The organism is Microbacterium oleivorans NBRC 103075, assembly GCF_001552475.1.
GTDB classification, from domain to species: domain Bacteria; phylum Actinomycetota; class Actinomycetes; order Actinomycetales; family Microbacteriaceae; genus Microbacterium; species Microbacterium oleivorans.
Window position 1 is genome coordinate 152,856 of the sequence record NZ_BCRG01000003.1, and the last position, 22,580, is coordinate 175,435.

Below are 22,580 nucleotides of genomic sequence, written 5' to 3' on the forward strand. Positions count from 1 at the left end.
GGTCGGAAGTCAGTCTCCACCCCCAGCCGGGGTTCTGTCAGCGGTTGAGCGTGACGATCTCGTGACAGACCACGGCGGCTGCTGCCGACCACGCCTGCGGTCGACAGGCCGCGGGATAGGGAGCCGGGACGGAGACGTCGCTCGCGGCCTCTCCGGCGTGAAGCTCCGGCACGCGGTAGGCGAACGCCTCGGCGGCGTTGAGCATTCCGTCGACCAGCACCCGGGCGTGGTCGATGAGCCCGGCTCGCGCCATGCCGCGTGCCACGATGGCGGTGTCGTGAGCCCAGACGCTGCCGCCGTGATAACTGAGCGGCCAGTACCCGCCGGCATCCGTCGACATCGTCCGCAGGCCGAAGCCCGACGTCATCGACGTGCCGGTGAGGAGGTCGGCGACCGCGCGCTCCTCCTCCGGATCGAGGATGCCGGTGCCCAAGAGGTGTCCCGCGTTCGAGGTCAGCGTGTCCACCGCGCGACCGTCGCGGTCGAGGGCGATCGCCGGATACCGGCCCTCGGGCGTGGTGACCCAGAAGCGTTCGCGGAAGCGGGTGCGGAGCTCCGCCGCCCACGTCCGGAGCCGACCGGACCCCTCCTCGTCGAGCGCGTCGAGGAGGTCGGCGGCGCGGACGACCGCCTCGTAGGCGTAGCCCTGCACCTCCGACAGGGCAATGGGTCCATCCGCGAGTGTGCCGTCCCGCCACTGGATCGAGTCGCCCGAGTCCTTCCAGCCCTGGTTCGACAGGCCGTGGCCCGTCTCGTCGACGTAGTCGAGGAAGCCGTCGGCGTTGGCCGAGGCGAGGATCCAGTCGAGGGCGTCGTGCATCGCGGGAAGAAGGTCCCGCACGTCGGCCTCGGGCATCCCGGCCTCATGCGCTTCGGAGAGGAGCGTCACCCAGAGCGGGGTGGCGTCGACTGTGCCGTAGTAGAGCGGCGGCAGTGAGATCCCCTCGCCGGGCATCGTGAGGGTGCCGGCTCGGAGCTCGTGCGCGATCTTGCCCGGCTCCTCGGCGGTCGCGGGGTCGGCGGTGGAGCCCTGCAGACGGCCGAGGACGCGAAGGGTGGATGCCGCCATCCCCGGGTCGACGGACAGGAACAGCCGCGCGGCCCAGAGTGAATCACGCCCGAACAGCGTGAAGAACCAGGGGGCGCCGGCGGCGAAGAACTCGTCGGGACTCCCCGGCAGCGTCAGGCGCAGAGCGTCGAGGTCGTCGAGCGCCTGGCGAAGCCACCTGTTCAGCCGCGGATCGCCCCCACGCGCCTGCAGCGCCCAGTCCACCTGGCGCGCCGTGCCCCGCACGACGAGCGAGGGGTCGTCGAGGTCGACGTGCCACGAGACGGTCGCCGCCGCTCGTGGCGGGCAGGTGACGTGCCAGGTGAGGACGAGGTCGTCGCCGGACGCCGTGACCTCGCCTCCGGGCGCCCGCAGCCGCATCGATGCCGCACCCGCCGTCAGCTCGACCGCGTCGCCCGCGAGGGTCCGTTCGACCGCTGCCGCAGGGCGCGCGCCGGACTTGACCTCCTGCATGGGGGTCGCGTCGGGGGTGACCGCCACCTCCAGCACGAGGCCGACCTCCTCCTCGAGGTGGGAGACGAGGGTGAACTCCTCCATCATCCGCCCGTCGACGACGACACGACGCCGCGTGAGCCGGATCTTCGGATCCGGAGTGCGGTCGTCGAGCCGGCGGAGCAGTGCTTCGAACCGCACATCGGATGCCGACCCCGCCGAGCGGGAGATCCACTCCGGGGCGTGGGTCGCGGCATCCGTCCCGTAGCGGACGCGGGTCGCGCGGACGAATCGCGTATCGCCGTGGAAGACGCCGTCGATCGCGCCGGCGCCGATCTCGCCGTCGGCGCGGGACCACACCTGGGTGGGAGCCCGCAGGACGGCGACGGCGTCGGACAGGAACGGCTGGAGGCCTTCGGTCATCCCTTGACTGCTCCTTCGGAGGTGTTCATGATGCGCTTCTGGAAGATGAAGAAGACGACCGCGACGGGGATCGTCATGAGGGCGGCCGCGGCGAGCTTCAACGGGTACTGCGTGCCCTGGCTGAGCTGTCCGGACGAGAGGCTCGCGACTCCTCGGGTCAGCGGGAAGAACTCCGGGGACTGCACCGACACGATGAAGTGCGTCAGCTCGTTCCACGACCCCTGGAACGACAGGATCACGATCGTGATGAGCGCCGGCCGTGCCATCGGCAGGACGACGGACCAGTAGACCCGGAACGGCCCCGCTCCGTCGATGCGCGCCTGTTCCTCGACGGACGGCGGGATCGACTCGAAGAAGTTCTTCATGATGAACACCCCGGCCGCGTCCACGAGGAGCGGGAGCACCATGCCGGCGTAGGAGTCGTACATGCCGAGCTGGTTCAGCACGAGGAACCGGGGGATGAGGAGCACGACCGACGGCACCGCCATGACGCCGACGACGAGCGCGAAGATCAGGTTCCGCCCGCGGAACGTCAGGCGCGCCAGCGCGTAACCGGCGAGCGAGACGAAGAAGACGCGCCCGATCGTCACGAGGATCGTGACGATCGCCGAGTTGGCGAACCACAGCGGGAAGTCGCTGTTGAGGAACAGCCGCTCGTACGCCGCCGTCGTGAACGTCTGCGGGATCAGCGAGATCGGACTGGATGCCGCTTCCTGCTCGCTCTTGAACGAGGTCGCCACCTGGACGAGGAAAGGGTAGATGTAGACGAGCGCGAGGAGAGCGAGCGTCACGTAGAGGATGATCTGCGCGGCGCGGGATCCGCGGGTCATTCGGATGCGCCGCGTCGGGCGGGCATCGATCGGTTCATCGGTCAGCGTCTTCGTGCGCGCGAGCGTTCTGCTGTCCGTCACGATCGTGCTCCCTTCGGCGTGTAGGCGCGGATGCGGCGCTTCGAGACGGGCCGCTCGCGGAGGATCCACCGCTGGAACAGCGTGAACGCGATGATGATGAGGAACAGGATGAAGGCGATCGCGGCACCGATGCCCCAGTCCTGGTTGCTGAACGCCGACGTGTACGACAGGTACGCGGGGGTGATCGTGGTCTTGCCCGGCTGGCCCTTCGTGCCCGTGTAGATCTGATCGAACACCTGCCAGCAGCCGATGAGACCCAGCGTGATGACAGTGAAGAGCGTCGGGCGGAGCTGCGGAAGCGTGATGCGCCAGAACCGCTGCCACGCGCTTGCGCCGTCCATCATCCCCGCCTCCGTCAGCTCGTAGCCGACGTTCTGGAGAGCCGCGATGAACAGCAGCATGAATGTGCCGCTCGTCGTGAAGACCGCCATGAGGATGAAGGCGCTCATCGCGACGGAGGGACCGGCGATCCAGTCCCACCCCGACAGGCCGAGGAAGCCGGGCTGCGAGATGGCGGCGGGCGCGGCATCCACCCCGAACGCACCGAACAGCAGGTGCACGATCCCGCGCGGGTCGTTGAACCAGTTCGGTCCCTTGCCTCCGGTGACGGCCGCGATGAGGGCGTTGACGGGACCGGCGGCACTGAAGAGGAAGATCCACAGCACCGTGATGGCGACCGAGCTCGTCACGGACGGGAAGTAGAACGCCGTACGGAAGAAGCCGCGCGCCTTCATCATGCGGCGGCTGACGAGCACTGCGAGGAACAGCGACAGTGCGGTCTGCAGCGGGACGACGAGGAAGACGTACCAGGCGTTGTTCCGGAGTGCCGTGCCGAAGTCGCGGCTGCGCAAGCCCTGGCCCGAGGTCAGCTCCGCGTAGTTGTCGAGTCCGACGAAGTTCACGTTCGGAGACAGGGGGCTGCCGCGGCCACCCCAGTCCGACACGCTGACCCACAGCGCCATGAGCACCGGGAGGAACAGGAACACCCCGAGGATCACGACGACGGGGGAGACGAAGAGCCACCCGGCGGCTCCCTCGCCGCGACGGAGACCGCGTGAGCGGTTGTCGCGGCGAGGGAGCTTCTCGGGTGCCCGTTCGGTGGTGACGGGCGAGGCCATGTCAGCCGACGATCGCCTCGAGGTTGGACTGGACGCTCTTGAGGATCGTGGCAGGGTCGCCGTCCTTCAGGGTCGCCAGCTGCGCGTTGAAGTCGGTGAAGACATCGGACACGCCGTCGTTGGTCGGCACGCCCTGGGCGTAGTCCGCTCCCGAGAGGAAGGCCTCGAGGTTCGGGTTGTCGGTCGTCCACTGCTCTGCGGCGGACTGGACCGACGGCATCGGGCCGAACGCCTTCGAGAACTCGAGCTGCTGCTCGGCCGTGGTCAGGTACTCGACGAGGTCGAGCGCGGCCTGCTGGTTCGGGCTGTCGGCGGCCATGCCCCAGCAGTTCGTGAACTGCAGGGTGCCCTTGCCGGCGGGGCCGGCGGGCAGTTCGACGACGAGGGGGTCGACGTCGGGGAAGTCGCCGAGGGCGCCGGTGATCCAGTTCCCCTCGATGGTCATGGCGGCCAGCTGCTTGCCGAGCGCCTCGCCACCCCAGCCCGCACCCACGTCGGCGGCGTACGCGAACGTTCCGTCGGCGAGGTGCTCCTTGACGTAGGCGAGGGCGTCCGCGTTCTCCTGGCTGTCGGCGACGACCTTCGTGCCGTCCTCCGACACGAGCCGGCCGCCGGCTTCAGCCATGAAGGCTCCCACGCGCTGGTACTCACCGCTGAAGACGAGACCCGTGGTGTTGCCCGAGGTCAGCTTCTTGGCGACGGTCGCGAGCGAGTCCCAGTCGGTCGGGACGTCGGCATCCGTCAGGCCGGCCTTCTCCCACAGGTTCTTGTTGATGATCAGCTGCAGCGTCGAGAAGTCCTTCGGCGCGCAGTAGAACTTGTCGTCGTAGGTGAAGTTCTGGACGAGCGAGGGGTAGAAGTCGCCCTTGTTCTCGAGCTTGTCGCCGTAGGCGACGACCGAACCGTTGTCGGCGTAGCCGGCGAGGAGCTCGGTCGCGAGGTAGAACAGGTCCGGCGGGTTGCCGCCCGCGAACCCCTGCGACAGCTGCTGGGTCAGGTCGGTGGCGGCCACGACCTCGGCGCTGACGCCGGAGTCCTCCGACCACTTCGCGACGGCGTCCTTGACGGCGGCCGTCTCGGCGTCACCGGAGGAGCCGATCATGATCGTGAGCGCGTCGTCGGACGAGGTCAGCTCGCCGCCGGCTGCGCCTTCGGTCCCGCCGCTCGCGGCCGGACCATCGTCGAATCCGGAGCCGCCGCATCCCGCCAACGCGAGCGTGGTCGCGAGGCCGAGCCCGCCGAGGGCCATGAGTCGTCTGCTGTGTCGCACGTCCGTATCTCCTTCGATCTCGGTGCTGCGATCGTTCCGACCGTGCTGATCTCGGTCAACTTTGAACGATCAAATTGTGGAATGCTGACCAACGTAAGAGGGTGGTCCCATCACTGTCAAGGGGGCGGGATGCGTCGTGAGTGAGAAGTCGATAACGATCGAGGACGTCGCGACGGCGGCCGGTGTCTCGCGGCAGACCGTGAGCAACGTCCTCAACACGCCCTCGATCGTGAAGACCGCGACGCGCGAGCGCGTGCAGGAGGCGATCTCCCGCCTCGGCTACTCGCCGCACGCCTCGGCACGTCGGCTCCGCACTCAGCGCAGCGCCACGATCGGCATCCACCTCGACCCGTATGCGGGCGGCATCTCGGGCGTCGTGCTCGATCGGTTCGTGCATGCCCTGACCGAGATCGCCGGCGACCGGGGCCTGCGGGTGCTCGTGTACGCGGCATCCGATCAGGACGAGGAGATCCGGCGGATGTCGGAACTCGTCGACGCCGGCGACGTCGAAGCGGTCGTCGTGACCGGCACCCGTTACGACGATCGGCGTCTTTCCTGGCTCACGGAGCGCGGCGTGCCGTTCGTGTCGTTCGGCCGTCCGTGGGATGTCGCCTCACCCGACGAGTCGTCGCACCTGTGGGTCGACGTCGACGGCGCATCGGGCACGCGGGCCGCAACCGTTCACGCCCTGACCGTCGGCCCGCGTGTCGCCTTCCTCGGCTGGCCCGAGGGGTCGCCGACGGGGGACGATCGCGAGCGCGGCTGGCGCGAGGCGATGACGGATGCCGGGGCTCGCCCCGACCTGCGCCTGTCGGCGGAGGAGCGGGTCGCCGAGGCGCGCGAGCGTGTCGTCGACCTGCTCGCGACGACGGACGTCGACGCGATCGTGTGCGCGAGCGACACCCTCGCCGTCGGTGCGCACGTCGCGGCCGTCGCGGCGCAGCGCCCCGACCTGGCGATCATCGGCTTCGACAACACGCCTGCGGTCGAGGCCCTCGGGCTCGCGAGCGTCGAGCAGCTTCCCGAGCTCGTCGCCGCCGGAGCGCTCGACCTGCTCATGGCGGGCGGGACCCGCATCGAGCGGCGTGCCGCCGGCGACACCGAGGCGCACGTCCTCGTGCAGCCGCGACTCGTCGTGCGCTGAGAAGCCGCAGCGTCTACCGCCGTCCGATGCGGCGAGAGAGGTCGGCTGCGGCGTCGATCGCGAGGTCGGCGAGACGAATGGGATCGACCTGGGCGTCTTCGGGCCACGTGATCGCGATGGCGGCGGCCGGCCACTCCGCATGGTCGCGGACGGCGACGCCGATCGAGCGGAACCCGAGGGTGACCTCGCCGTCCTCCGTCGCGTGGCCGTCGGCGCGGGTCTGTCTGAGCAGTTCGCGCAACTCCCTGGGACGACCCGGCCCGCGGCCGGTGCGTTCGGCGGAGAGGGAAGCGGCATCCGGGAACAGCGCGCGGACCTGTTCGCGGGGGAGTGCAGCCAGCATCGCCCGGCCCGTGGCGGTCAGGTGCGCGGGGAGGCGCACGCCTACGTCGGTGATGAGGGTGGGACGCCTCGGCGCGCGCTCCTCGACGATGTAAAGCACGTCGCGCCCCGTCATGACCGCGAGGTGCGCGCTCTCCCCGGCCCGGTCAGCGAGCTGGGCGACGATCGGACGACCGAGTCGGGCGAGCGGTTCCTGCCGCGCATAGCCGCCGGCGAGCTCGAACGCGGCGGTACCGAGCCCCCAGCGGCGGTCACCCTCGAGGTGCACGACGAAGCCGTGCGATTCCATCGCTGCGAGCAGGTGGTAGACGCTCGACCGGGGGAGATCGAGCTGCGTCGCGACCGTCTGCGCCGCGACCGGCCCGCGCTGGTGAGCGAGGAAACGCAGGATGCGGAGCGTCTGGTCCGCCGCAGGGACCTTCGGCTTGTCCGGGAACGGCGCCTGCGGCTTGTCTGGTATCACAGACACAGGATGCCACGGCCGCCTCCCGCGGAGACCCACCGCGCGCTGGAATCGATGCATGCCCACCCTCACTGCCGTGACCCTCGGCGACGCCCCCCTCACCCCGACCGAGGTCGTCGCTGTCGCTCGCCACGACGCGCACGTCGCCGTCTCGGACGCAGCGCTCGCGCGCACAGCGGAGACCCGCGCGCTGATCGAGCGCCTCGCCGACGACCCGCAGCCCCACTACGGCATCTCGACCGGGTTCGGCGCCCTCGCGACGACGTTCATCGCGCCCGACCGGCGCCGGCAGCTGCAGGCGAGCCTCATCCGCTCCCACGCCGCGGGCACCGGCCCCGAGGTCGAGCGGGAAGTCGTCCGCGCTTTGCACCTCCTGCGGCTCCAGACCCTCGCGACCGGCCGCACGGGGGTCCGTCCTGTCGTCGTCGAGACCTACGCGGCGATGCTCAACGCGGGCATCACCCCGATCGTTCACGAGTACGGTTCGCTGGGGTGCTCCGGCGACCTCGCCCCCCTGTCGCACATCGCGCTCGCCGCCCTGGGCGAAGGCCCGGTCCGCACGTCGGACGGCACGGAGGTCGACGCCGCGGAGGCGCTGGCGGATGCCGGCATCCGTCCCCTCGTCCTCGAGGAGAAAGAGGGGCTCGCGCTGATCAACGGCACCGACGGCATGCTCGGGATGCTGTCGCTCGCCCTCGCCGACCTCGACACGCTCCTGGCGACGGCCGACCTGGCCGCCGCCCTGTCGGTCGAGAGCCAGCTCGGCACCGACGCCGTCTTCGCGGCGGACCTCATGGCCCTGCGCCCTCAGTCGGGGCAGGCGGTCTCGGCCGCGAACCTGCGCCACGCGCTCGCCGACTCGCCGATCGTCGCGAGCCACCGCGACCCCGCCGTCTGCACGCGCGTGCAGGACGCGTACTCGCTCCGCTGCTCGCCGCAGGTGCACGGCGCCGCGCGCGACACCCTCGATCACGCCCGGATGGTCGCCGAACGCGAGCTTGCCTCGGCCGTCGACAATCCCGTCGTCACGCCCGACGGTCGCGTCGAGTCGAACGGCAACTTCCACGGCGCGCCGGTCGCGTACGTCCTCGACTTCCTCGCGATCGCCGTCGCGGACGTCGCCTCGATCTCCGAGCGCCGCACCGACCGGGCGCTCGACCGCACGCGCAGCAACGGCCTCCCGCCGTTCCTCGCCGACGAGGTCGGCGTCGACAGCGGTCTCATGATCGCGCAGTACGCCGCGGCGGGGATCGTCTCGGAGCTCAAGCGTCTTGCGGTGCCGGCATCCGTCGACTCGATCCCGTCGTCGGCGATGCAGGAGGACCACGTCTCGATGGGGTGGGCCGCCGCCCGCAAGCTCCGCCGCGCCGTCGACGGGCTCGCTCGCGTCCTCGCCATCGAGGTGGTGACGGGATGCCGCGCCCTCGACCTACGAGCTCCGCTGCAGCCCGCGCCGGTCACCGGCTCCGTCCGCGATCTCGTCCGCACGGTCGTCGAGGGGCCCGGGCCCGACCGCTTCGTCGCCCCCGACCTCGAAGCGGCCACGCAGCTCGTCATCTCGGGCGAGGTCGCCCGCACCGCGTTCGCGGATTTCGCATGATCGCGCCTGCGGCGGGGATTCGCCGTCGCGAGGACACATCCGTCCCGTTCATCCGCTGTTGCGCAGAGATCCGCCCCAGCGCCACCCGTCAGCTGTTCAGAGAGGATCACGCATGACCGACACGACAACCACCCGTACAGTGCGCGCCGACCGCGGCAACACACGAACGGCGAAGTCCTGGGGCGCCGAAGCGGCGAAGCGGATGCTGATGAACAACCTCGATCCCGAGGTCGCCGAGCACCCCGAGGACCTCGTCGTCTACGGCGGCACCGGCAAGGCCGCCCGTTCGTGGGAGGCGTACGACGCGATCGTCCGCACCCTGGATGAGCTCGAACCAGACGAGACGCTGCTGGTGCAGTCCGGCAAGCCGGTCGGCGTCTTCCGGACGCACGAGTGGGCGCCTCGCGTGCTGATCGCGAACTCCAACCTCGTCGGCGACTGGGCGACGTGGCCGGAGTTCCGCCGCCTCGAGCACCTCGGCCTCACGATGTACGGCCAGATGACGGCAGGGTCCTGGATCTACATCGGCACGCAGGGCATCCTGCAGGGCACGTACGAGACCTTCGCCGCCGTCGCCACCTCCCTCGGACGCGACTCGCTCGCCGGCACGCTCACCCTCACCGGTGGCGCGGGCGGCATGGGCGGTGCCCAGCCGCTCGCCGTGACCATGAACGGGGGAGCGGTGCTCGTCGTCGACGTCGACGAGTCGCGCCTCCGTCGCCGCGTCGAACACGGCTACCTCGATGAGCACACGGCCGATCTCGACGCCGCGATCGAGCGAGCGCTGGCTGCCAAGGCCGCCGGTGAAGCGCGCTCCATCGGCGTTGTGGGGAACGCGGCCGACGTGTTCCCCGAGCTCCTGGCCCGCGGCATCCCGATCGACATCGTCACCGACCAGACGAGCGCGCACGACCCGCTCGCCTACCTGCCGTCGGGCGTCGCGTTCGAGGAGTGGAAGGCCGAGGCCGCCGCAGATCCCGAGGCTTTCACCGAGCGTTCGCGACAGTCGATGGCGCGCCACGTCGAGGCGATGGTCGGGTTCCAGGATGCCGGGGCCGCCGTCTTCGACTACGGCAACTCGATCCGTCGAGAAGCCGAGCTCGGCGGCTACGACCGAGCGTTCGCCTTCCCCGGCTTCGTCCCCGCGTACATCCGGCCCCTCTTCGCCGAGGGCAAGGGCCCGTTCCGCTGGGTCGCGCTGTCGGGGGATCCCGAGGACATCGCGAAGACCGACCGCGCCGTCGCGGAGCTCTTCCCCGAGGATGCTGCGCTCCACCGCTGGCTGGAGAAGGCGGCCGAGAAGGTGCATTTCGAGGGGCTCCCCGCCCGGATCTGCTGGCTCGGCTACCAGGAGCGACACCTGGCGGGCCTGAAGTTCAACGAGATGGTCGCGTCGGGGGAGCTGTCCGGGCCGATCGTCATCGGCCGCGACCACCTCGACGCCGGCTCCGTGGCGAGCCCATACCGCGAGACCGAGGCGATGGCCGACGGCTCCGACGCGATCGCCGATTGGCCGCTGCTGAACGCGCTGCTCAACACGGCGTCGGGGGCGGCATGGGTGTCGATCCACCACGGCGGCGGTGTCGGCATCGGTCGCTCGATCCACGCGGGCCAGGTCACGGTCGCCGACGGCACTCCACTCGCCGCTGAGAAACTCGCCCGCGTCCTCGTCAACGACCCGGGAACAGGCGTCATGCGCCACGTCGACGCGGGGTACGACCGGGCGAAGGAGGTCGCCCGCGAGCGCGGCCTGAACGTCCCGATGCTGGACGCCTGACATGGCAACGCTCCTCACCGGCATCGGCGAGCTCACGACGAACGCGGATGCCGCCGCCCGGACGGCGACGATCGGCGACGCAGCGCTCCTCATCACCGACGGTCGCGTCGCGTGGGCGGGTCCGGCGTCGGACGCCGAAACAGCAGTGGCAGCTCGAGACAGCGGTCTGTCGTCGCTGTCTCGAGCTTCGGGTGCTGTCTCGCGGTCAGAGATCGAGGTCATTGACGTCGACGGGCGTGCCGTGATCCCGGGGTTCGTGGACAGTCATACGCACCTCGTCTTCGCGGGCGACCGTGCCGATGAGTTCGAGGCGCGGATGACGGGGGTCCCGTATGCCGCGGGCGGCATTCGCCGGACGGTCGCTGCCACGCGCGCAGCCACCGATGATGAGCTACGGACGCACCTCGCGGCGCTCGTCGCCGAACTCCACGCCCAGGGAACCACGACGTTCGAGGTGAAGACGGGCTACGACCTCACGGCAGCAGGCGAGGAACGCCTCGCGCGACTGGCGGCCGAGGTCACCGACGAGGTCACGTACCTCGGGGCGCATGTCGTCCCCGAGGGCGCGGAGCGCGAGGCGTACGTCGACCTCGTCTGCACCGGGATGCTGGCGGCAGCACGCCCGCACGCCCGCTGGATCGACGTCTTCTGCGAGCGTGGCGCATTCACCGAGGCGGAGAGCGAGCGTATCCTCCGAGCCGGCGTCGCGGCCGGGCTCGGCGTCCGTGTGCACGGGAACCAGCTCGGCGAAGGACCCGGTGTCCAGCTCGCCGTGCGGCTCGGCGCGGCATCCGTCGACCACTGCACCTACCTGACGGATGCCGACATCGCGGCACTCGCGGGGTCGGACACGGTTGCGACCCTGCTCCCGGGCGTCGAGTTCTCGACCCGGCAGCCCTATCCCGATGCACGGGGGCTGATCGATGCCGGCGTGACCGTCGCGCTCGCGAGCGACTGCAATCCGGGTTCGTGCTTCACGAGTTCGATGCCGCTCATGATCGCCCTCGCGGTGCGCGAGATGGGGATGACGGTCGGAGAGGCCGTCTGGGCAGCGACGGCCGGGGGAGCGCGCGCACTCCGCCGCGACGACATCGGTCACCTGGGCGTCGGCGCGCGCGCCGACCTCGTCGTGCTCGATGCATCGAGCCGGCGGCACCTGGCCTACCGGCCCGGCGTGCCGCTCGTGGAACGCGTCTATCGCGGCGGCGAGGTCCTCAGCCGGCGCTGACGTCCCGCGGGATGTCGATGCTCCAGCGGGCGGGCGGGACCGCGGTGGCGACGTCCCAGTCGTCCGTGTCCCAGAAGAAGGTCGCGACCGCGCAGGTCGGCATCGCCCCGATGCCGCCGTCCGAGAGCCGCTCGGCGAGCACCGTCATCCCGGGATCGTGCGCGACGACCATGACGTCGGTCACGCCACTCGCGGCGGCGGCGTCGAGCAGGCGCGAACCGGCGGCACCGTAGAGGCCCTCGTCGGTCGCGACCGTCACGCCTAGGGCCTCCGCGAACACCTGCGCTGTCGTCCGCGCCCGGACCGCAGTGGACGACAGGATGCGGGCGGGACGCACACCGGTCGCAGCGAGACGTCGCGCCATCGTCGGGGCATCTCGGCGACCGCGATCGTTGAGCGGACGTTCGTGATCGTCCTGACCCGTGGCCCAATCGCTTTTGGCGTGACGGACGAGGATGAGGGTGATCATGCGAGTGCCCTTCCGGCGAGGAGTTCCAGAACGCAGAGTGCGGCGAGTCTGACGGTGCGGCCGTCTGCGGCATCGGCTGTCGCGTCGACTTCGACGATGTCGGCGCTGACGACGCGGCGGTCGCCCGTGGCCGCGCGGACGAGGGCGCGCAACTCCCACGCCTCGAGTCCGCCGGGGATGGATGCCGGGCACCCGGGCGCGACGGAGCGGTCGCAGACGTCCACATCGATGTCGAGGTGCACGTCCCCTGCCGATCCGGCGATGGCGAGGGCCTCGATCATGACGTCCTCGGCACCGCGGCGCCGCACCTCGTCGAGTGTGATGACGGTGATGCCGAGGTCGGCAGCACGCTGCGCATAGGCGACCGAGTTCGCGAAGTCCGCGATGCCGATCTGCACGATGCGCAGTGGGTCGAGTCCGTCCTCGACGAGTCGGCGGACGGGGGAGCCGTTGGAGACTCCGTCGCGGAGGTCGAAGTGCGCGTCGAGGGTGATGAGGCCCGAGACGCCGGCGCCCTGCGCGGTCGCGTAGGTCACGGAGTTGTCGCCCCCGAGCGCGATCACGAGGTCCGACTGGGCGCGGAGCTCGCCCACCCGGTCGCGCACGCGGGTCTCGCCCTCGGGCCCATCGGGGTCGTCGACGTCACCCGCGTCCGCGATGCGAAGGGCCTCGTTCAGATCGATGGGGGGAGGCCCGAGCAGCGTGGGGCTGAAGCGGCGGAGCGCTTCGCGGACGGCGGCCGGTGTCGCGTGCGCGCCCGTCGGCGACAGCGAGGTGCGGAACGCAGGCAGGCCGAGGAGGGCGGCATCCACTTGCCCGTCGGGCGCAGGCCAGTCTCCGGCGCGAGGCCACAGTGGGTCCGACGAGAGCGCCATGTCAGGGGAGGAGGAGGTGCGCGACGGTGAAGATCACGAGCCCGGCGAGAGCGCCGACGATCGTGCCGTTCAGGCGGATGTACTGCAGGTCGCGGCCGACCTGGAGCTCGATCTTCTGGCTCGTCTCATCGGCATCCCAGCGTTCGACCGTGTCGGTGATGATCGAGGCGATGTCATGGCGGTACCGGTCGACGAGGAACACGGCGGCATCCGCGATGCGCTTGTCGACCCGCTGCTGCAGCGCCGTGTCGGTCGCCAGCCGATCTCCGAGGTCACCGAGCGCGGCGGTGACGCGGCGGCGGAGCGCGCTGTCCTCGTCGGCGAGCGAGCGCAGCAGGCCGGTCTTCGCGGTGTTCCAGGCATCGGCGGCGAGGGTGCGGACCCGCGGGCTGTCGAAGACGGCGCTCTTCGCGCCCTCGAGGCGTCCGATCGTCTCGGGGTCGTGCTGCAGGTTCTCGGCGAGGCGCTCGAGGTACTGATCCAGCGCCTTCCGCGCGGGATGAGCCGGATCGGCCTTCACCGCAGCGACGAACTTCGTCGCCTCGTGATAGACCGTGTCGTCCACCAGGCGCATCGCGACCGACGGCACCCACGACGGCAGACGCCGCGACACGAGCCCGTCGAAGGATTCGCGGTTCGCGTCGAGCCAGCGGGCGATGCTGTCGACGCCCAGGTCCACCGCGCCGCGGTGGGCGTCGGCGTCCACCACTCGCGACAGCCAGGTGCCGAGCGAAGGACCCCACGACGGGCTCAGCAGGTGCTCGTGGGCCAGGTCGCTGATGAGGTCCTGCACCTCGTCGTCGCTGAGAGCGGTGAGGATGCCGGAGGCCATCGTCGACGCCTCGGCCGCAACCGTCTTCGCATGGGCGGGATCCTGCAGCCACGCACCCGCGGTCCGTGCGATGTTCGTCGACTCGAGCTTCTGGCGGACGACGCCGCCTTCGAGGAAGTTCGTCTCGACGAATTCGCCGAGGGTACGACCGATCTCGTCCTTGCGGCGCGGGATGATCGCGGTGTGCGGGATCGGGATGCCGAGCGGATGCCGGAACAGCGCCGTCACCGCGAACCAGTCCGCGAGCGCACCGACCATGCCGCCCTCGGCCGCCGCGCGGACGTACCCCCACCCCGAGATGTCCTTCTCGAGGATGAACGCGAGGACGAAGATGATCGCCATGAAGACGAGGGCGCCGAGGGCGACCGCTTTCATGGTGCGGAGCCCGCGGTACCGCTGCTGATCAGCGGTGCTCAGCGAGGCGTACGGGATGCGGGCCATTCGGCCATCCTGCCACGGCGCTCCTCAGAGGCCGCGGCGGCTCACGGTTCGATCGGGCCCAACCACGCGTTCGCGAGGGCACTGTGCACCGACTCGGGATCGGAGGGGTGGAACATCCCGGCGAGCACGTCGCGGTACAGCCGGCTCAGCTCATTCCGCGTGAAGAAGGAGGAGCCCCCCGCGACCAGCATCGCCTCGTCGACGACCTGCTTCGCGGTGACGGCGGCGCGGTGCTTGATCGCGGACAGCTTCGGGAACCACATCGCCCCGTGCTCGACGAGGCCGTCGACGTCGGCCGCGAGGGCCTCGACCTGCACCGGGAGGGCGTCGTACGCGAGCGCCATGTCGGCCACGCGCCACCGGATGTCGGGATCCTGGCTGTACGCGCGCCCCGTCTTCTTCGAGGTGCGCGTCCGGGCCGTATCGACGGCGAGGTCGAGTGCTCGCCGGGCGATGCCCGTGTAGACGGAGGCCAGCAGGATCTCGAAGACGCTGAAGATCCCGAAGACGAGCGGGTCCGGACTCGGTCCGACGGGAAGCTTCCGCACGATCCGGTCCGCCGGCGCGACCGCGCCGTGAAGCTCGGTCGTCCGTGACTGGGTGCCCCGCATCCCGAGGGTGTCCCAGTCGTCGCGCGTGACGACGGCGTCGCTCCGCGGGATGAACCCGAAAACGAGTCGGGGGTTGTCGGGGTCGGAGGAGTCGAGGCCGTGGAGCCCCAGGTGCGTCCACACCGGCGCGAGCGACGTGAAGATCTTGGTGCCCGTGAAGGCGTACGAGCCGTCGGGGCGGGGCGCGGCATCCGTGTCGCTGCCGAAGAGGACGAGGTCGTTCCCCGCCTCGCTGATGCCGAAAGCGAAGACCTCACCGCGGGCAGCACTTTCCTGCAGGAACCGGAGCGCGTCGTCGCCGCGGTCCGACATGACCTTCGCGACGCCCGTCCAGACGAGGTGCATGTTGATCGCGAGGGCCGTCGCGGGAGCGGCGCCCGCGAGACGCTGCTGAAGAAGGGAGGCCTCGCGGAGCCCCAGGCCGGCCCCGCCGTGCTCAGCGGGGACGAGGATCGCGAGGTACCCCGCGTCGCGCAGCTCCGCGAGGTCCTCGTCGGGGAACCGGTTCTCGGCGTCCACCGCGGCGGCGCGCGACCGGATGCGTTCGAGCAGGTCGTTCGGCAGGTAGGCCTCGGGTTCGAAGCTCATGGCCGGAGCCCCCACGTGTCGACCGCGTCGAGGAGCGCCTGGGCGGAGGCATCCGGAGCGTCACGGTGGGGTGAGTGGCCCGTGCCCGGAACGACCGACATTGTGACGACCGGGTTTCGGAGGACTTCGTCGGCGAGGGGGCCCGTGAAGATCGAATACACCGCCGGGTCACCGCCGATGACGTGCGTGGGCATGGAGAGTCGGGATGCCGCCTCCCGCACGTCCCACGGGGTGTTCTGCTCACCCGTCTGCTCGACGGCGAAACGGCTCGCCTGGGCGGCGGCGACCGCCTTCAGCTCGATGTCGAGGTCGAGCCACTCGGGGTGAGCGGCGCGGACCGCGGCCTCGGACGTGTCGGCGAAGGCCTGCTCCTGACTGGCGCGCACGGCCTCGCGGTCGGCGTCGACGAGGTGGATCGCGGGGTCGACGAGGACGAGATGGCGGGTCCATGCCGGCGCGCTCGCGGCCGCGAGCGTCGCCGCTGCTCCGCCGAGCGAGTGGCCGAGAACGAGGTCCCACGACGCGGCGCCGACCGGCGCGGTCCGGAGGAGGTCGGTCGCGTACGCCTCGATCGTGTAGTCGAGCGTGCGCGGAGCCGTTCCATGACCACGAAGGTCGACGGCATCGACACGCCATCCGGCGTCGGCGAGGGCGACGGCGTAGCGCCACATGAGGGCGCCGCTCGAGCCGACGCCGTGGACGAGGAGTGCCTGGCGATCGCTGTGGGCGTCGCCCCAGCTCAGCCGGGGGAGTGTGACGGGTGAGGGCATGCTCTCAGCCTAAGACGGGCCGCGCGCTCCCGAGCCAGGACAGGATGGGGGGATGATCTCCACCGACCTGGCACGCGAGCTGCGCGCGAACGGCCTGATCTGGCGCCCCCGCTCCGGCGACCGCTTCCAGCTCGACGAGCCCGAGTTCGAGGCCGATGTCTACACGGTCAGCGACATGACCGTCGAAGCACGCAGCTACCCGACCGGCGACCTGCTCGCCTTCAACGGCACGACCGAATGGGCGCTCGACTCCGTAGCGATCGAGGATGCGCTGTGGCTGCCGTCCGAGACGCAGCTGCGCGAGATGCTCCGTGGCACGTTCCGCTCGCTCCGGCGCCTTCCCGACATCCACGAGGTGGAGATCGAAGTGGATGCCGCGCCCCACGTCTTCCGGCACCCGCAACCGGCTGACGCCTATGCGCAGGCCGTCCTCTTCCTGCTGCATCGCGCCGCGTGAGGCCGGCGGTCCCGCTCAGGTGATGAGCGGGACGGGCTCGGTGTCGGGGATGGGGCTCGCGTCACGGCCGCGGAGATCGGGGAAGCCGCGGACGCAGATGACGGCGACGAGCGCTCCGGCGATGCCGAAGCCGGAGGCGGCGATGAACGCTCCAACCGGTCCGGCGCCGTCGATCAGGAACCCGGCGACGGCCGAGCCGGCGGCCGCGCCGATGAGCTGCCCCGTGCCGATCCAGCCATAGGCCTCAGCCGTTTCGCTGAAGCGCACGCTCGCGCTCGTGATGGCGAACATCACGGCGAGGGCGGGCGCGATGCCGAGTCCGGCGACGAAGAGGGATGCCCCCATCCACCACGCGTTGAGGCTGACGATCACGAGGGTCACGCCGACGGCGACAATCGTGAGGCGGCGCGCCATCGCCCAGCGTCCGATCGGGATGTGCCCGAAGCCGAGCCCGCCGGCGAGACTGCCGACCGCGAAGACAGCGAGCACGATGCCGGCTTCGAGTCCCTCGTGGCCGAAGGTCGCGACGACGCCCGCCTCGACGGCGGCGCACGCACCGATGAGCAGGAACCCGGTGACGGTCGACAGCAGGACGACGGGCTTTCCCAGCACGCGACCGAAGCCGCGGCGGCTGCGCGGGATGCGGACGCGTCCCACCTCGGGCGACGCGATGAACCAGGCGCATCCGCCGATGAGGATGATGACGATCAGGTAAAGCGCGGGAACGGTACCCGCCTGCGTTGCGACGAGGGTGATGAGGACGGGCGCGAAGATCCAGATGATCTCCTGCAGGCTCGCGTCGAGTGAGAAGAGGGGCGTCAGCTGTCGGGAGGTCACGATCTTGGGGTAGATCGTCCGGACGGCGGGCTGGACGGGGGGATTGGCGATTCCGGCGATGAAGCCGAAGACGATGAAGCCGACCATCCCGAACGGGTTGATCGCGAGGGCGAGCACCGCGGCGGCGCAGACGGCGGCCGTGAGGGTGAGGACGCGTCGCATGCCCCAGACGCCCATCCAGCGGCTGGTCACCGGTCCCGAGATCGCCTGGCCGATCGAGAGTGCGGCGAGGACGATTCCGGCGGCGCCGTACGAGCCCGTCGACTGCTCGACGTGGAGGAGGACGGCGAGGCTCGTCATCCCACTGGGGAACCGGGCCGTCAACTGTGCCGCGATGATGCGCGCGACGCCAGGTGCGCGCAGGAGCTCCGAGTATCCCGCCACCCCTCCACCGTACTGCGGGGAGCCGACGTTCCCGATGCCGCTTCCGGGGGCGGTCCGCGACACGCCGACGACACGCCCGGACAGAGGTTTCCCCACGGATGCGATGTCGGAGGCCCCCCGTAGCGTCCCGCCTGTGGACAACTTTCGGAGCCCCGAGTGGTTTCGGGCGGAATCCTGGCCTTTTCGACCCCCGTGCGAAGTTCCGCGATTGGGGATGAATCGGTGGACAACCTGTGTTGTATCTGTGGAGGGATGCGGAAAAACTACACGGATGTAACTACTAGCCCTTGTGGTGCTTCCGGGTGTCCGTACCCATATGTAGTATTGAGCTCCCGGCAGGCCCCAACCCGTCGGAACCAGGCGAACGGGCGGATCACGCCCGCATCCTGCAGACAGATTTCCCCAATCAGACGGACCCGCACCGATGGGTCCACACAGACGAGAGAGAGTCACAGATGGCGATCACCGTGTACACGAAGCCGTCCTGCGTGCAGTGCAACGCGACGTACCGCGCACTGGACTCCAAGGGCATCGACTACGAGATCCTCGACCTCTCCGAGGACCCGGCGGCCCTCGAGCACGTCAAGTCGCTCGGCTACCTCCAGGCTCCGGTCGTCGTCACCGACGAGGACCACTGGTCGGGCTTCCGTCCGGACAAGATCGACGAGCTCGCGTCTCGCCTGGTCTGACCGATGAGCGCGGCCGTCATGACGAACGTGCCGCTGCTCGTCTACTTCTCGAGCGTGTCGGGTAACACCGCGCGGTTCATCGAGAAGCTCGGGATGCCGGCTCGCCGCATCCCGATTCACTCCTCCGACGGCGTTCCTCACATCGAGGAGCCGTACGTCCTGGTCACCCCCACCTACGGGGGAGGCCAAGGCCGGGGAGAAGAGAAGGGCGCGGTACCCAAGCAGGTCGTCCGCTTCCTCAACGATGAGGGCAATCGGAGCCTGATCCGCGGGGTCATCTCCGCAGGGAACAGCAACTTCGGCGAGTCGTTCTGCCTCGCCGGAGAAATCATCAGCCGCAAGTGTCGTGTGCCGCACTTGTATCGCATCGAAGTATTCGGCACGCCTGAGGACGTCGACCGCGTGAGCGGCGGATTGGAAGACTGGTGGAAGCTGCAGTGACCGACAAGGCCTTCAAGACGGAGGTTCGCTTCGAGGGCATGGATTACCACGCCCTCAACGCGATGCTGAACCTGTACGGCGAGGACGGGAAGATCCAGTTCGACGCCGACAAGCGCGCCGCACGGGAGTACTTCCTGCAGCACGTGAACCAGAACACCGTCTTCTTCCACTCCCTGAAGGAGAAGCTCGACTACCTGGTCGAGAAGGAGTACTACGAGGGCGCCGTCATCGACGCGTACCCCTTCGAGTTCATCCAGCAGATCAACGAGCGCGCCTACGCCCAGAAGTTCCGCTTCGACACGTTCCTCGGCGCCTTCAAGTACTACACGAGCTACACGCTCAAGACGTTCGACGGCAAGCGTTACCTCGAGCGCTTCGAGGACCGCGTCGTCATGACCGCCCTCGCCCTCGCCGCCGGTGACCAGGACCTCGCCAACAAGCTCGTCGACGAGATCCTCTCGGGCCGCTTCCAGCCCGCCACCCCGACGTTCCTCAACGCGGGCAAGGCGCAGCGCGGCGAGCTCGTCTCCTGCTTCCTCCTGCGCATCGAGGACAACATGGAGTCGATCGCCCGCGGCATCAACTCCGCCCTCCAGCTCTCCAAGCGCGGCGGCGGCGTCGCCCTGCTCCTGTCGAACATCCGCGAGGCGGGTGCTCCGATCAAGCAGATCGAGAACCAGTCGTCGGGCATCATTCCCGTCATGAAGCTCCTCGAGGACAGCTTCAGCTACGCGAACCAGCTCGGTGCGCGTCAGGGTGCCGGTGCCGTCTACCTGTCGGCGCACCACCCCGACATCATGAAGTTCCTCGACACCAAGCGCGAGAACGCGGACGAGAAGATCCGCATCAAGACGCTGTCGCTGGGTGTCGTCGTCCCCGACATCACGTTCGAGCTCGCCAAGAACGACGAGGACATGTACCTGTTCTCGCCGTACGACGTCGAGAAGGTCTATGGCGTGCCGTTCGGTGACATCTCCGTCACCGAGAAGTACCGCGAGATGGTCGATGACGCTCGCATCAAGAAGACGAAGATCAAGGCGCGCGAGTTCTTCCAGACCCTCGCCGAGATCCAGTTCGAGTCGGGCTACCCGTACATCATGTTCGAAGACACGGTGAACAAGGCCAACCCGATCAAGGGTCGGATCAACATGTCCAACCTGTGCTCGGAGATCCTCCAGGTCAACACGCCGACGACGTTCAACGAGGACCTCTCGTACGACCAGATCGGCAAGGACATCTCCTGCAACCTGGGTTCGATGAACATCGCCCTGGCGATGGACGGCCGCGACCTCGCCGGCACGGTGGAGACCAGCATCCGTGCGCTCAGCGCGGTCAGCGACCAGAGCCACATCCGCTCGGTCCGCTCCATCGAGGACGGCAACGACAAATCGCACGCCATCGGCCTCGGCCAGATGAACCTGCACGGCTACCTCGCCCGCGAGCACGTCCGCTACGGCTCGGAGGAGGGTGTCGACTTCACGAACATCTACTTCTACACCGTGCTGTTCCACGCGCTGCAGGCCTCGAACAAGATCGCCATCGAGCGTGGCCAGGTCTTCGACGGGTTCTGGGACTCGAAGTACGCCAGCGGCGAGTTCTTCGACAAGTACACCGAGCAGGAGTGGAAGCCGGCGACGGCCCGTGTCGAGGAGCTCTTCGAGGGCATCCACGTCCCGACTCAGCAGGACTGGCTCGAACTGAAGGCATCCATCCAGCAGTTCGGCATCTACAACCAGAACCTGCAGGCCGTCCCGCCGACCGGGTCGATCTCGTACATCAACAACTCGACGAGCTCGATCCACCCCATCGCGTCGAAGATCGAGATCCGCAAGGAAGGCAAGATCGGCCGCGTGTACTACCCGGCTCCGTTCATGACGAACGAGAACCTCGAGTACTACGAAGACGCGTACGAGATCGGCTACGAGAAGGTCATCGACACCTACGCCGCCGCTACCCAGCACGTCGACCAGGGCCTGTCGCTGACGCTGTTCTTCAAGGACACCGCCACCACGCGAGACATCAACCGAGCGCAGATCTACGCCTGGCGCAAGGGCATCAAGACGATCTACTACATCCGCCTCCGCCAGATGGCGCTCGAGGGCACCGACATGGCCGAGTGCGTCTCGTGCATGCTCTGACCCGGTCCGAGATTCGATAGAGGAAAAGACATGACTCCCGAACCCCTCAAGCTCCTCGGCTCGGTCCAGGCGATCAACTGGAACCGCATCCAGGACGACAAGGACCTCGAGGTGTGGAACCGCCTCGTCAACAACTTCTGGTTGCCCGAGAAGGTGCCGCTGTCCAACGACATCCAGTCCTGGGCGACGCTCACCCCCGAAGAGCGCCAGACGACGATGCGCGTGTTCACCGGCCTGACGCTCCTGGACACCATCCAGGGCACCGTCGGCGCCGTCTCGCTCATCCCCGACGCGATCACCCCGCACGAGGAAGCCGTCTACACGAACATCGCGTTCATGGAATCGGTGCACGCGAAGAGCTACTCGTCGATCTTCTCGACGCTCGCCTCGACGCCCGAGATCGACGACGCGTTCCGCTGGTCCACCGAGAACGAGAACCTTCAGAAGAAGGCTCGCATCGTCATGGATTACTACCGTGGCGACGAGCCCCTGAAGCGCAAGATCGCCTCGACGTTGCTCGAATCGTTCCTCTTCTACTCGGGCTTCTACCTGCCGCTGTACTGGTCGTCGAAGGCGAAGCTGACGAACACGGCCGACATCATCCGCCTCATCATCCGTGACGAGGCCGTGCATGGCTACTACATCGGCTACAAGTTCCAGCGCGGACTCGAGACCCTCAGCCAGGCCGAGCGCGACGAGCTCAAGGACTACACGTTCTCGCTGCTCTACGAGCTCTACGACAACGAGGTGCACTACACGCAGGACCTCTACGACGGCATCGGCCAGACCGAGGACGTCAAGAAGTTCCTGCACTACAACGCGAACAAGGCGCTCATGAACCTCGGCTACGAGGCGATGTTCCCCGCGACTGTCACCAACGTGAACCCGGCGATCCTGTCGGCCCTGTCGCCGAACGCAGACGAGAACCACGACTTCTTCAGCGGGTCCGGCTCGTCTTACGTCATCGGCAAGGCCGTCGCCACCGAGGACGACGACTGGGACTTCTGAGTCGCACCGTCAGAGCGTGAGCTGCTGACACGACCAACGGCCCCCGGCCCTGCTCTGAGAGCGGATGCCGGGGGCCTTTCGTCGTTCCTGCCCGCATCCTGTCGCGCGCGGCCAGGAGAGCGGCCCTCCGTGCGCGCGGGATCCGGCTCCGCTCGACCTCCCGGCGGGACCGGGGCACTTCGTCCTGTCAAGGCCGCGGATCGCATTCGCACGAATGCTTTAGTCTGGTCTTATCCAACGGGGGGATAAATTCATCGTGTTCT

The 22,580-nt window shown here is 69.0% G+C and carries 20 protein-coding genes; 9 read left to right on the top strand and 11 right to left on the bottom strand.

The features are described from left to right. Positions 1 to 37 precede the first annotated feature (37 nt). From MO1_RS05180 to MO1_RS05195, 4 genes are read right to left on the bottom strand one after another with little or no spacing between them, the layout of a single operon-like run. A complete protein-coding gene (locus MO1_RS05180; RefSeq protein WP_060915392.1) occupies positions 38 to 1,924 on the bottom strand; it encodes a glycogen debranching N-terminal domain-containing protein in 1,887 nt (628 codons plus the stop codon). After that, entirely contained in the window at positions 1,921 to 2,835 is a 915-nt protein-coding gene (locus MO1_RS05185) for a carbohydrate ABC transporter permease (RefSeq protein WP_036312101.1), read from the bottom strand. Before MO1_RS05185 ends, MO1_RS05180 begins: the two co-directional genes overlap by 4 nt. After that, positions 2,832 to 3,953: a carbohydrate ABC transporter permease gene (locus MO1_RS05190; RefSeq protein WP_036312103.1), complete on the bottom strand. Its 1,122-nt coding sequence runs from the start codon at positions 3,951 to 3,953 to the stop codon at positions 2,832 to 2,834. Before MO1_RS05190 ends, MO1_RS05185 begins: the two co-directional genes overlap by 4 nt. Position 3,954: 1 nt before the next feature. Next, entirely contained in the window at positions 3,955 to 5,202 is a 1,248-nt protein-coding gene (locus tag MO1_RS05195) for a sugar ABC transporter substrate-binding protein (protein WP_081416994.1), read from the bottom strand. Between the two features lie 157 nt (positions 5,203 to 5,359). Here MO1_RS05195 and MO1_RS05200 point away from each other — a divergent pair, with 157 nt between their 5' ends. Continuing rightward, the gene (locus MO1_RS05200; protein WP_036312108.1) at positions 5,360 to 6,367 is read left to right on the top strand and encodes a LacI family DNA-binding transcriptional regulator; all 1,008 of its coding nucleotides are present in this window, start codon (positions 5,360 to 5,362) and stop codon (positions 6,365 to 6,367) included. A 13-nt stretch (positions 6,368 to 6,380) separates the two neighbouring features. On the opposite strand, the gene MO1_RS05205 is transcribed toward MO1_RS05200, so the two are convergent. Further along, positions 6,381 to 7,172: an IclR family transcriptional regulator gene (locus MO1_RS05205; RefSeq protein ID WP_036312110.1), complete on the bottom strand. Its 792-nt coding sequence runs from the start codon at positions 7,170 to 7,172 to the stop codon at positions 6,381 to 6,383. A 58-nt stretch (positions 7,173 to 7,230) separates the two neighbouring features. Between MO1_RS05205 and hutH the strand changes: the two genes are divergently transcribed. The 3 genes from hutH to hutI all read left to right on the top strand — a co-directional run bounded on the left by hutH (position 7,231) and on the right by hutI (position 11,777). Next, on the top strand, positions 7,231 to 8,772 hold the full coding sequence (hutH, locus tag MO1_RS05210) for a histidine ammonia-lyase (RefSeq protein WP_060915393.1): 1,542 nt from the start codon (positions 7,231 to 7,233) through the stop codon (positions 8,770 to 8,772). Positions 8,773 to 8,884: 112 nt separating this feature from the next. Further along, positions 8,885 to 10,549, top strand: a complete 1,665-nt coding sequence (gene hutU / locus MO1_RS05215) for a urocanate hydratase (protein ID WP_060915394.1) — start codon at positions 8,885 to 8,887, stop codon at positions 10,547 to 10,549. A 1-nt stretch (position 10,550) separates the two neighbouring features. Further along, positions 10,551 to 11,777: an imidazolonepropionase gene (gene hutI / locus MO1_RS05220; protein WP_060915395.1), complete on the top strand. Its 1,227-nt coding sequence runs from the start codon at positions 10,551 to 10,553 to the stop codon at positions 11,775 to 11,777. Here the strand turns inward: hutI and MO1_RS05225 are convergent. Genes MO1_RS05225 through MO1_RS05245 form a run of 5 tightly spaced genes read right to left on the bottom strand, consistent with a single transcriptional unit; the run spans position 11,764 to position 16,363 of the window. Beyond that, a complete protein-coding gene (locus tag MO1_RS05225; protein WP_060915396.1) occupies positions 11,764 to 12,246 on the bottom strand; it encodes a SixA phosphatase family protein in 483 nt (160 codons plus the stop codon). The genes hutI and MO1_RS05225 overlap by 14 nt on opposite strands. Next, the gene (locus tag MO1_RS05230; RefSeq protein WP_174520549.1) at positions 12,243 to 13,121 is read right to left on the bottom strand and encodes an arginase family protein; all 879 of its coding nucleotides are present in this window, start codon (positions 13,119 to 13,121) and stop codon (positions 12,243 to 12,245) included. Before MO1_RS05230 ends, MO1_RS05225 begins: the two co-directional genes overlap by 4 nt. A gap of 1 nt (position 13,122) precedes the next feature. After that, on the bottom strand, positions 13,123 to 14,394 hold the full coding sequence (locus MO1_RS05235) for a DUF445 domain-containing protein (protein WP_060915398.1): 1,272 nt from the start codon (positions 14,392 to 14,394) through the stop codon (positions 13,123 to 13,125). 41 nt (positions 14,395 to 14,435) lie between these two features. After that, positions 14,436 to 15,593: an acyl-CoA dehydrogenase family protein gene (locus tag MO1_RS05240; protein WP_060915467.1), complete on the bottom strand. Its 1,158-nt coding sequence runs from the start codon at positions 15,591 to 15,593 to the stop codon at positions 14,436 to 14,438. Further along, positions 15,590 to 16,363: an alpha/beta fold hydrolase gene (locus MO1_RS05245; RefSeq protein WP_060915399.1), complete on the bottom strand. Its 774-nt coding sequence runs from the start codon at positions 16,361 to 16,363 to the stop codon at positions 15,590 to 15,592. Before MO1_RS05245 ends, MO1_RS05240 begins: the two co-directional genes overlap by 4 nt. A 52-nt stretch (positions 16,364 to 16,415) precedes the next feature. Here MO1_RS05245 and MO1_RS05250 point away from each other — a divergent pair, with 52 nt between their 5' ends. Further along, positions 16,416 to 16,820 carry a hypothetical protein gene (locus MO1_RS05250; protein WP_060915400.1) on the top strand — a complete coding sequence of 135 codons (405 nt, stop codon included), beginning with the start codon at positions 16,416 to 16,418 and terminating at the stop codon, positions 16,818 to 16,820. A 15-nt stretch (positions 16,821 to 16,835) separates the two neighbouring features. Here MO1_RS05250 and MO1_RS05255 read toward each other — a convergent pair whose 3' ends face one another. After that, on the bottom strand, positions 16,836 to 18,041 hold the full coding sequence (locus MO1_RS05255; protein ID WP_060915401.1) for an MFS transporter: 1,206 nt from the start codon (positions 18,039 to 18,041) through the stop codon (positions 16,836 to 16,838). Between the two features lie 455 nt (positions 18,042 to 18,496). Between MO1_RS05255 and MO1_RS05260 the strand changes: the two genes are divergently transcribed. From MO1_RS05260 to nrdF, 4 genes are read left to right on the top strand one after another with little or no spacing between them, the layout of a single operon-like run. Continuing rightward, positions 18,497 to 18,730: a redoxin NrdH gene (locus MO1_RS05260; protein WP_036312128.1), complete on the top strand. Its 234-nt coding sequence runs from the start codon at positions 18,497 to 18,499 to the stop codon at positions 18,728 to 18,730. 3 nt (positions 18,731 to 18,733) lie between these two features. Next, positions 18,734 to 19,171, top strand: coding sequence for a class Ib ribonucleoside-diphosphate reductase assembly flavoprotein NrdI (gene nrdI / locus MO1_RS05265; protein ID WP_036312129.1), 438 nt, complete (start codon positions 18,734 to 18,736; stop codon positions 19,169 to 19,171). Positions 19,172 to 19,209: 38 nt separating this feature from the next. Beyond that, positions 19,210 to 21,309 (top strand): class 1b ribonucleoside-diphosphate reductase subunit alpha, encoded by a 2,100-nt coding sequence (gene nrdE, locus MO1_RS05270; RefSeq protein WP_209436043.1) that lies wholly within the window; start codon positions 19,210 to 19,212, stop codon positions 21,307 to 21,309. Between the two features lie 30 nt (positions 21,310 to 21,339). Next, entirely contained in the window at positions 21,340 to 22,317 is a 978-nt protein-coding gene (nrdF, locus tag MO1_RS05275) for a class 1b ribonucleoside-diphosphate reductase subunit beta (RefSeq protein ID WP_060915403.1), read from the top strand. The last annotated feature ends 263 nt before the right edge of the window (positions 22,318 to 22,580 follow it).

Excerpts from the sequence above, each read along its gene's own strand:
- hutI (WP_060915395.1), top strand. The coding sequence starts at position 10,551 with ATGGCAACGCTCCTCACCGGCATCGGCGAGCTCACGACGAACGCGGAT.
- MO1_RS05225 (WP_060915396.1), bottom strand. The coding sequence starts at position 12,246 with ATGATCACCCTCATCCTCGTCCGTCACGCCAAAAGCGATTGGGCCACG.
- MO1_RS05235 (WP_060915398.1), bottom strand. The coding sequence starts at position 14,394 with ATGGCCCGCATCCCGTACGCCTCGCTGAGCACCGCTGATCAGCAGCGG.
- MO1_RS05180 (WP_060915392.1), bottom strand. The coding sequence starts at position 1,924 with ATGACCGAAGGCCTCCAGCCGTTCCTGTCCGACGCCGTCGCCGTCCTG.
- MO1_RS05195 (WP_081416994.1), bottom strand. The coding sequence starts at position 5,202 with ATGGCCCTCGGCGGGCTCGGCCTCGCGACCACGCTCGCGTTGGCGGGA.
- nrdI (WP_036312129.1), top strand. The coding sequence starts at position 18,734 with ATGAGCGCGGCCGTCATGACGAACGTGCCGCTGCTCGTCTACTTCTCG.
- MO1_RS05260 (WP_036312128.1), top strand. The coding sequence starts at position 18,497 with ATGGCGATCACCGTGTACACGAAGCCGTCCTGCGTGCAGTGCAACGCG.
- hutU (WP_060915394.1), top strand. The coding sequence starts at position 8,885 with ATGACCGACACGACAACCACCCGTACAGTGCGCGCCGACCGCGGCAAC.
- nrdE (WP_209436043.1), top strand. The coding sequence starts at position 19,210 with ATGGATTACCACGCCCTCAACGCGATGCTGAACCTGTACGGCGAGGAC.
- MO1_RS05250 (WP_060915400.1), top strand. The coding sequence starts at position 16,416 with ATGATCTCCACCGACCTGGCACGCGAGCTGCGCGCGAACGGCCTGATC.
- MO1_RS05230 (WP_174520549.1), bottom strand. The coding sequence starts at position 13,121 with ATGGCGCTCTCGTCGGACCCACTGTGGCCTCGCGCCGGAGACTGGCCT.
- MO1_RS05190 (WP_036312103.1), bottom strand. The coding sequence starts at position 3,953 with ATGGCCTCGCCCGTCACCACCGAACGGGCACCCGAGAAGCTCCCTCGC.
- nrdF (WP_060915403.1), top strand. The coding sequence starts at position 21,340 with ATGACTCCCGAACCCCTCAAGCTCCTCGGCTCGGTCCAGGCGATCAAC.
- MO1_RS05245 (WP_060915399.1), bottom strand. The coding sequence starts at position 16,363 with ATGCCCTCACCCGTCACACTCCCCCGGCTGAGCTGGGGCGACGCCCAC.
- MO1_RS05240 (WP_060915467.1), bottom strand. The coding sequence starts at position 15,593 with ATGAGCTTCGAACCCGAGGCCTACCTGCCGAACGACCTGCTCGAACGC.
- hutH (WP_060915393.1), top strand. The coding sequence starts at position 7,231 with ATGCCCACCCTCACTGCCGTGACCCTCGGCGACGCCCCCCTCACCCCG.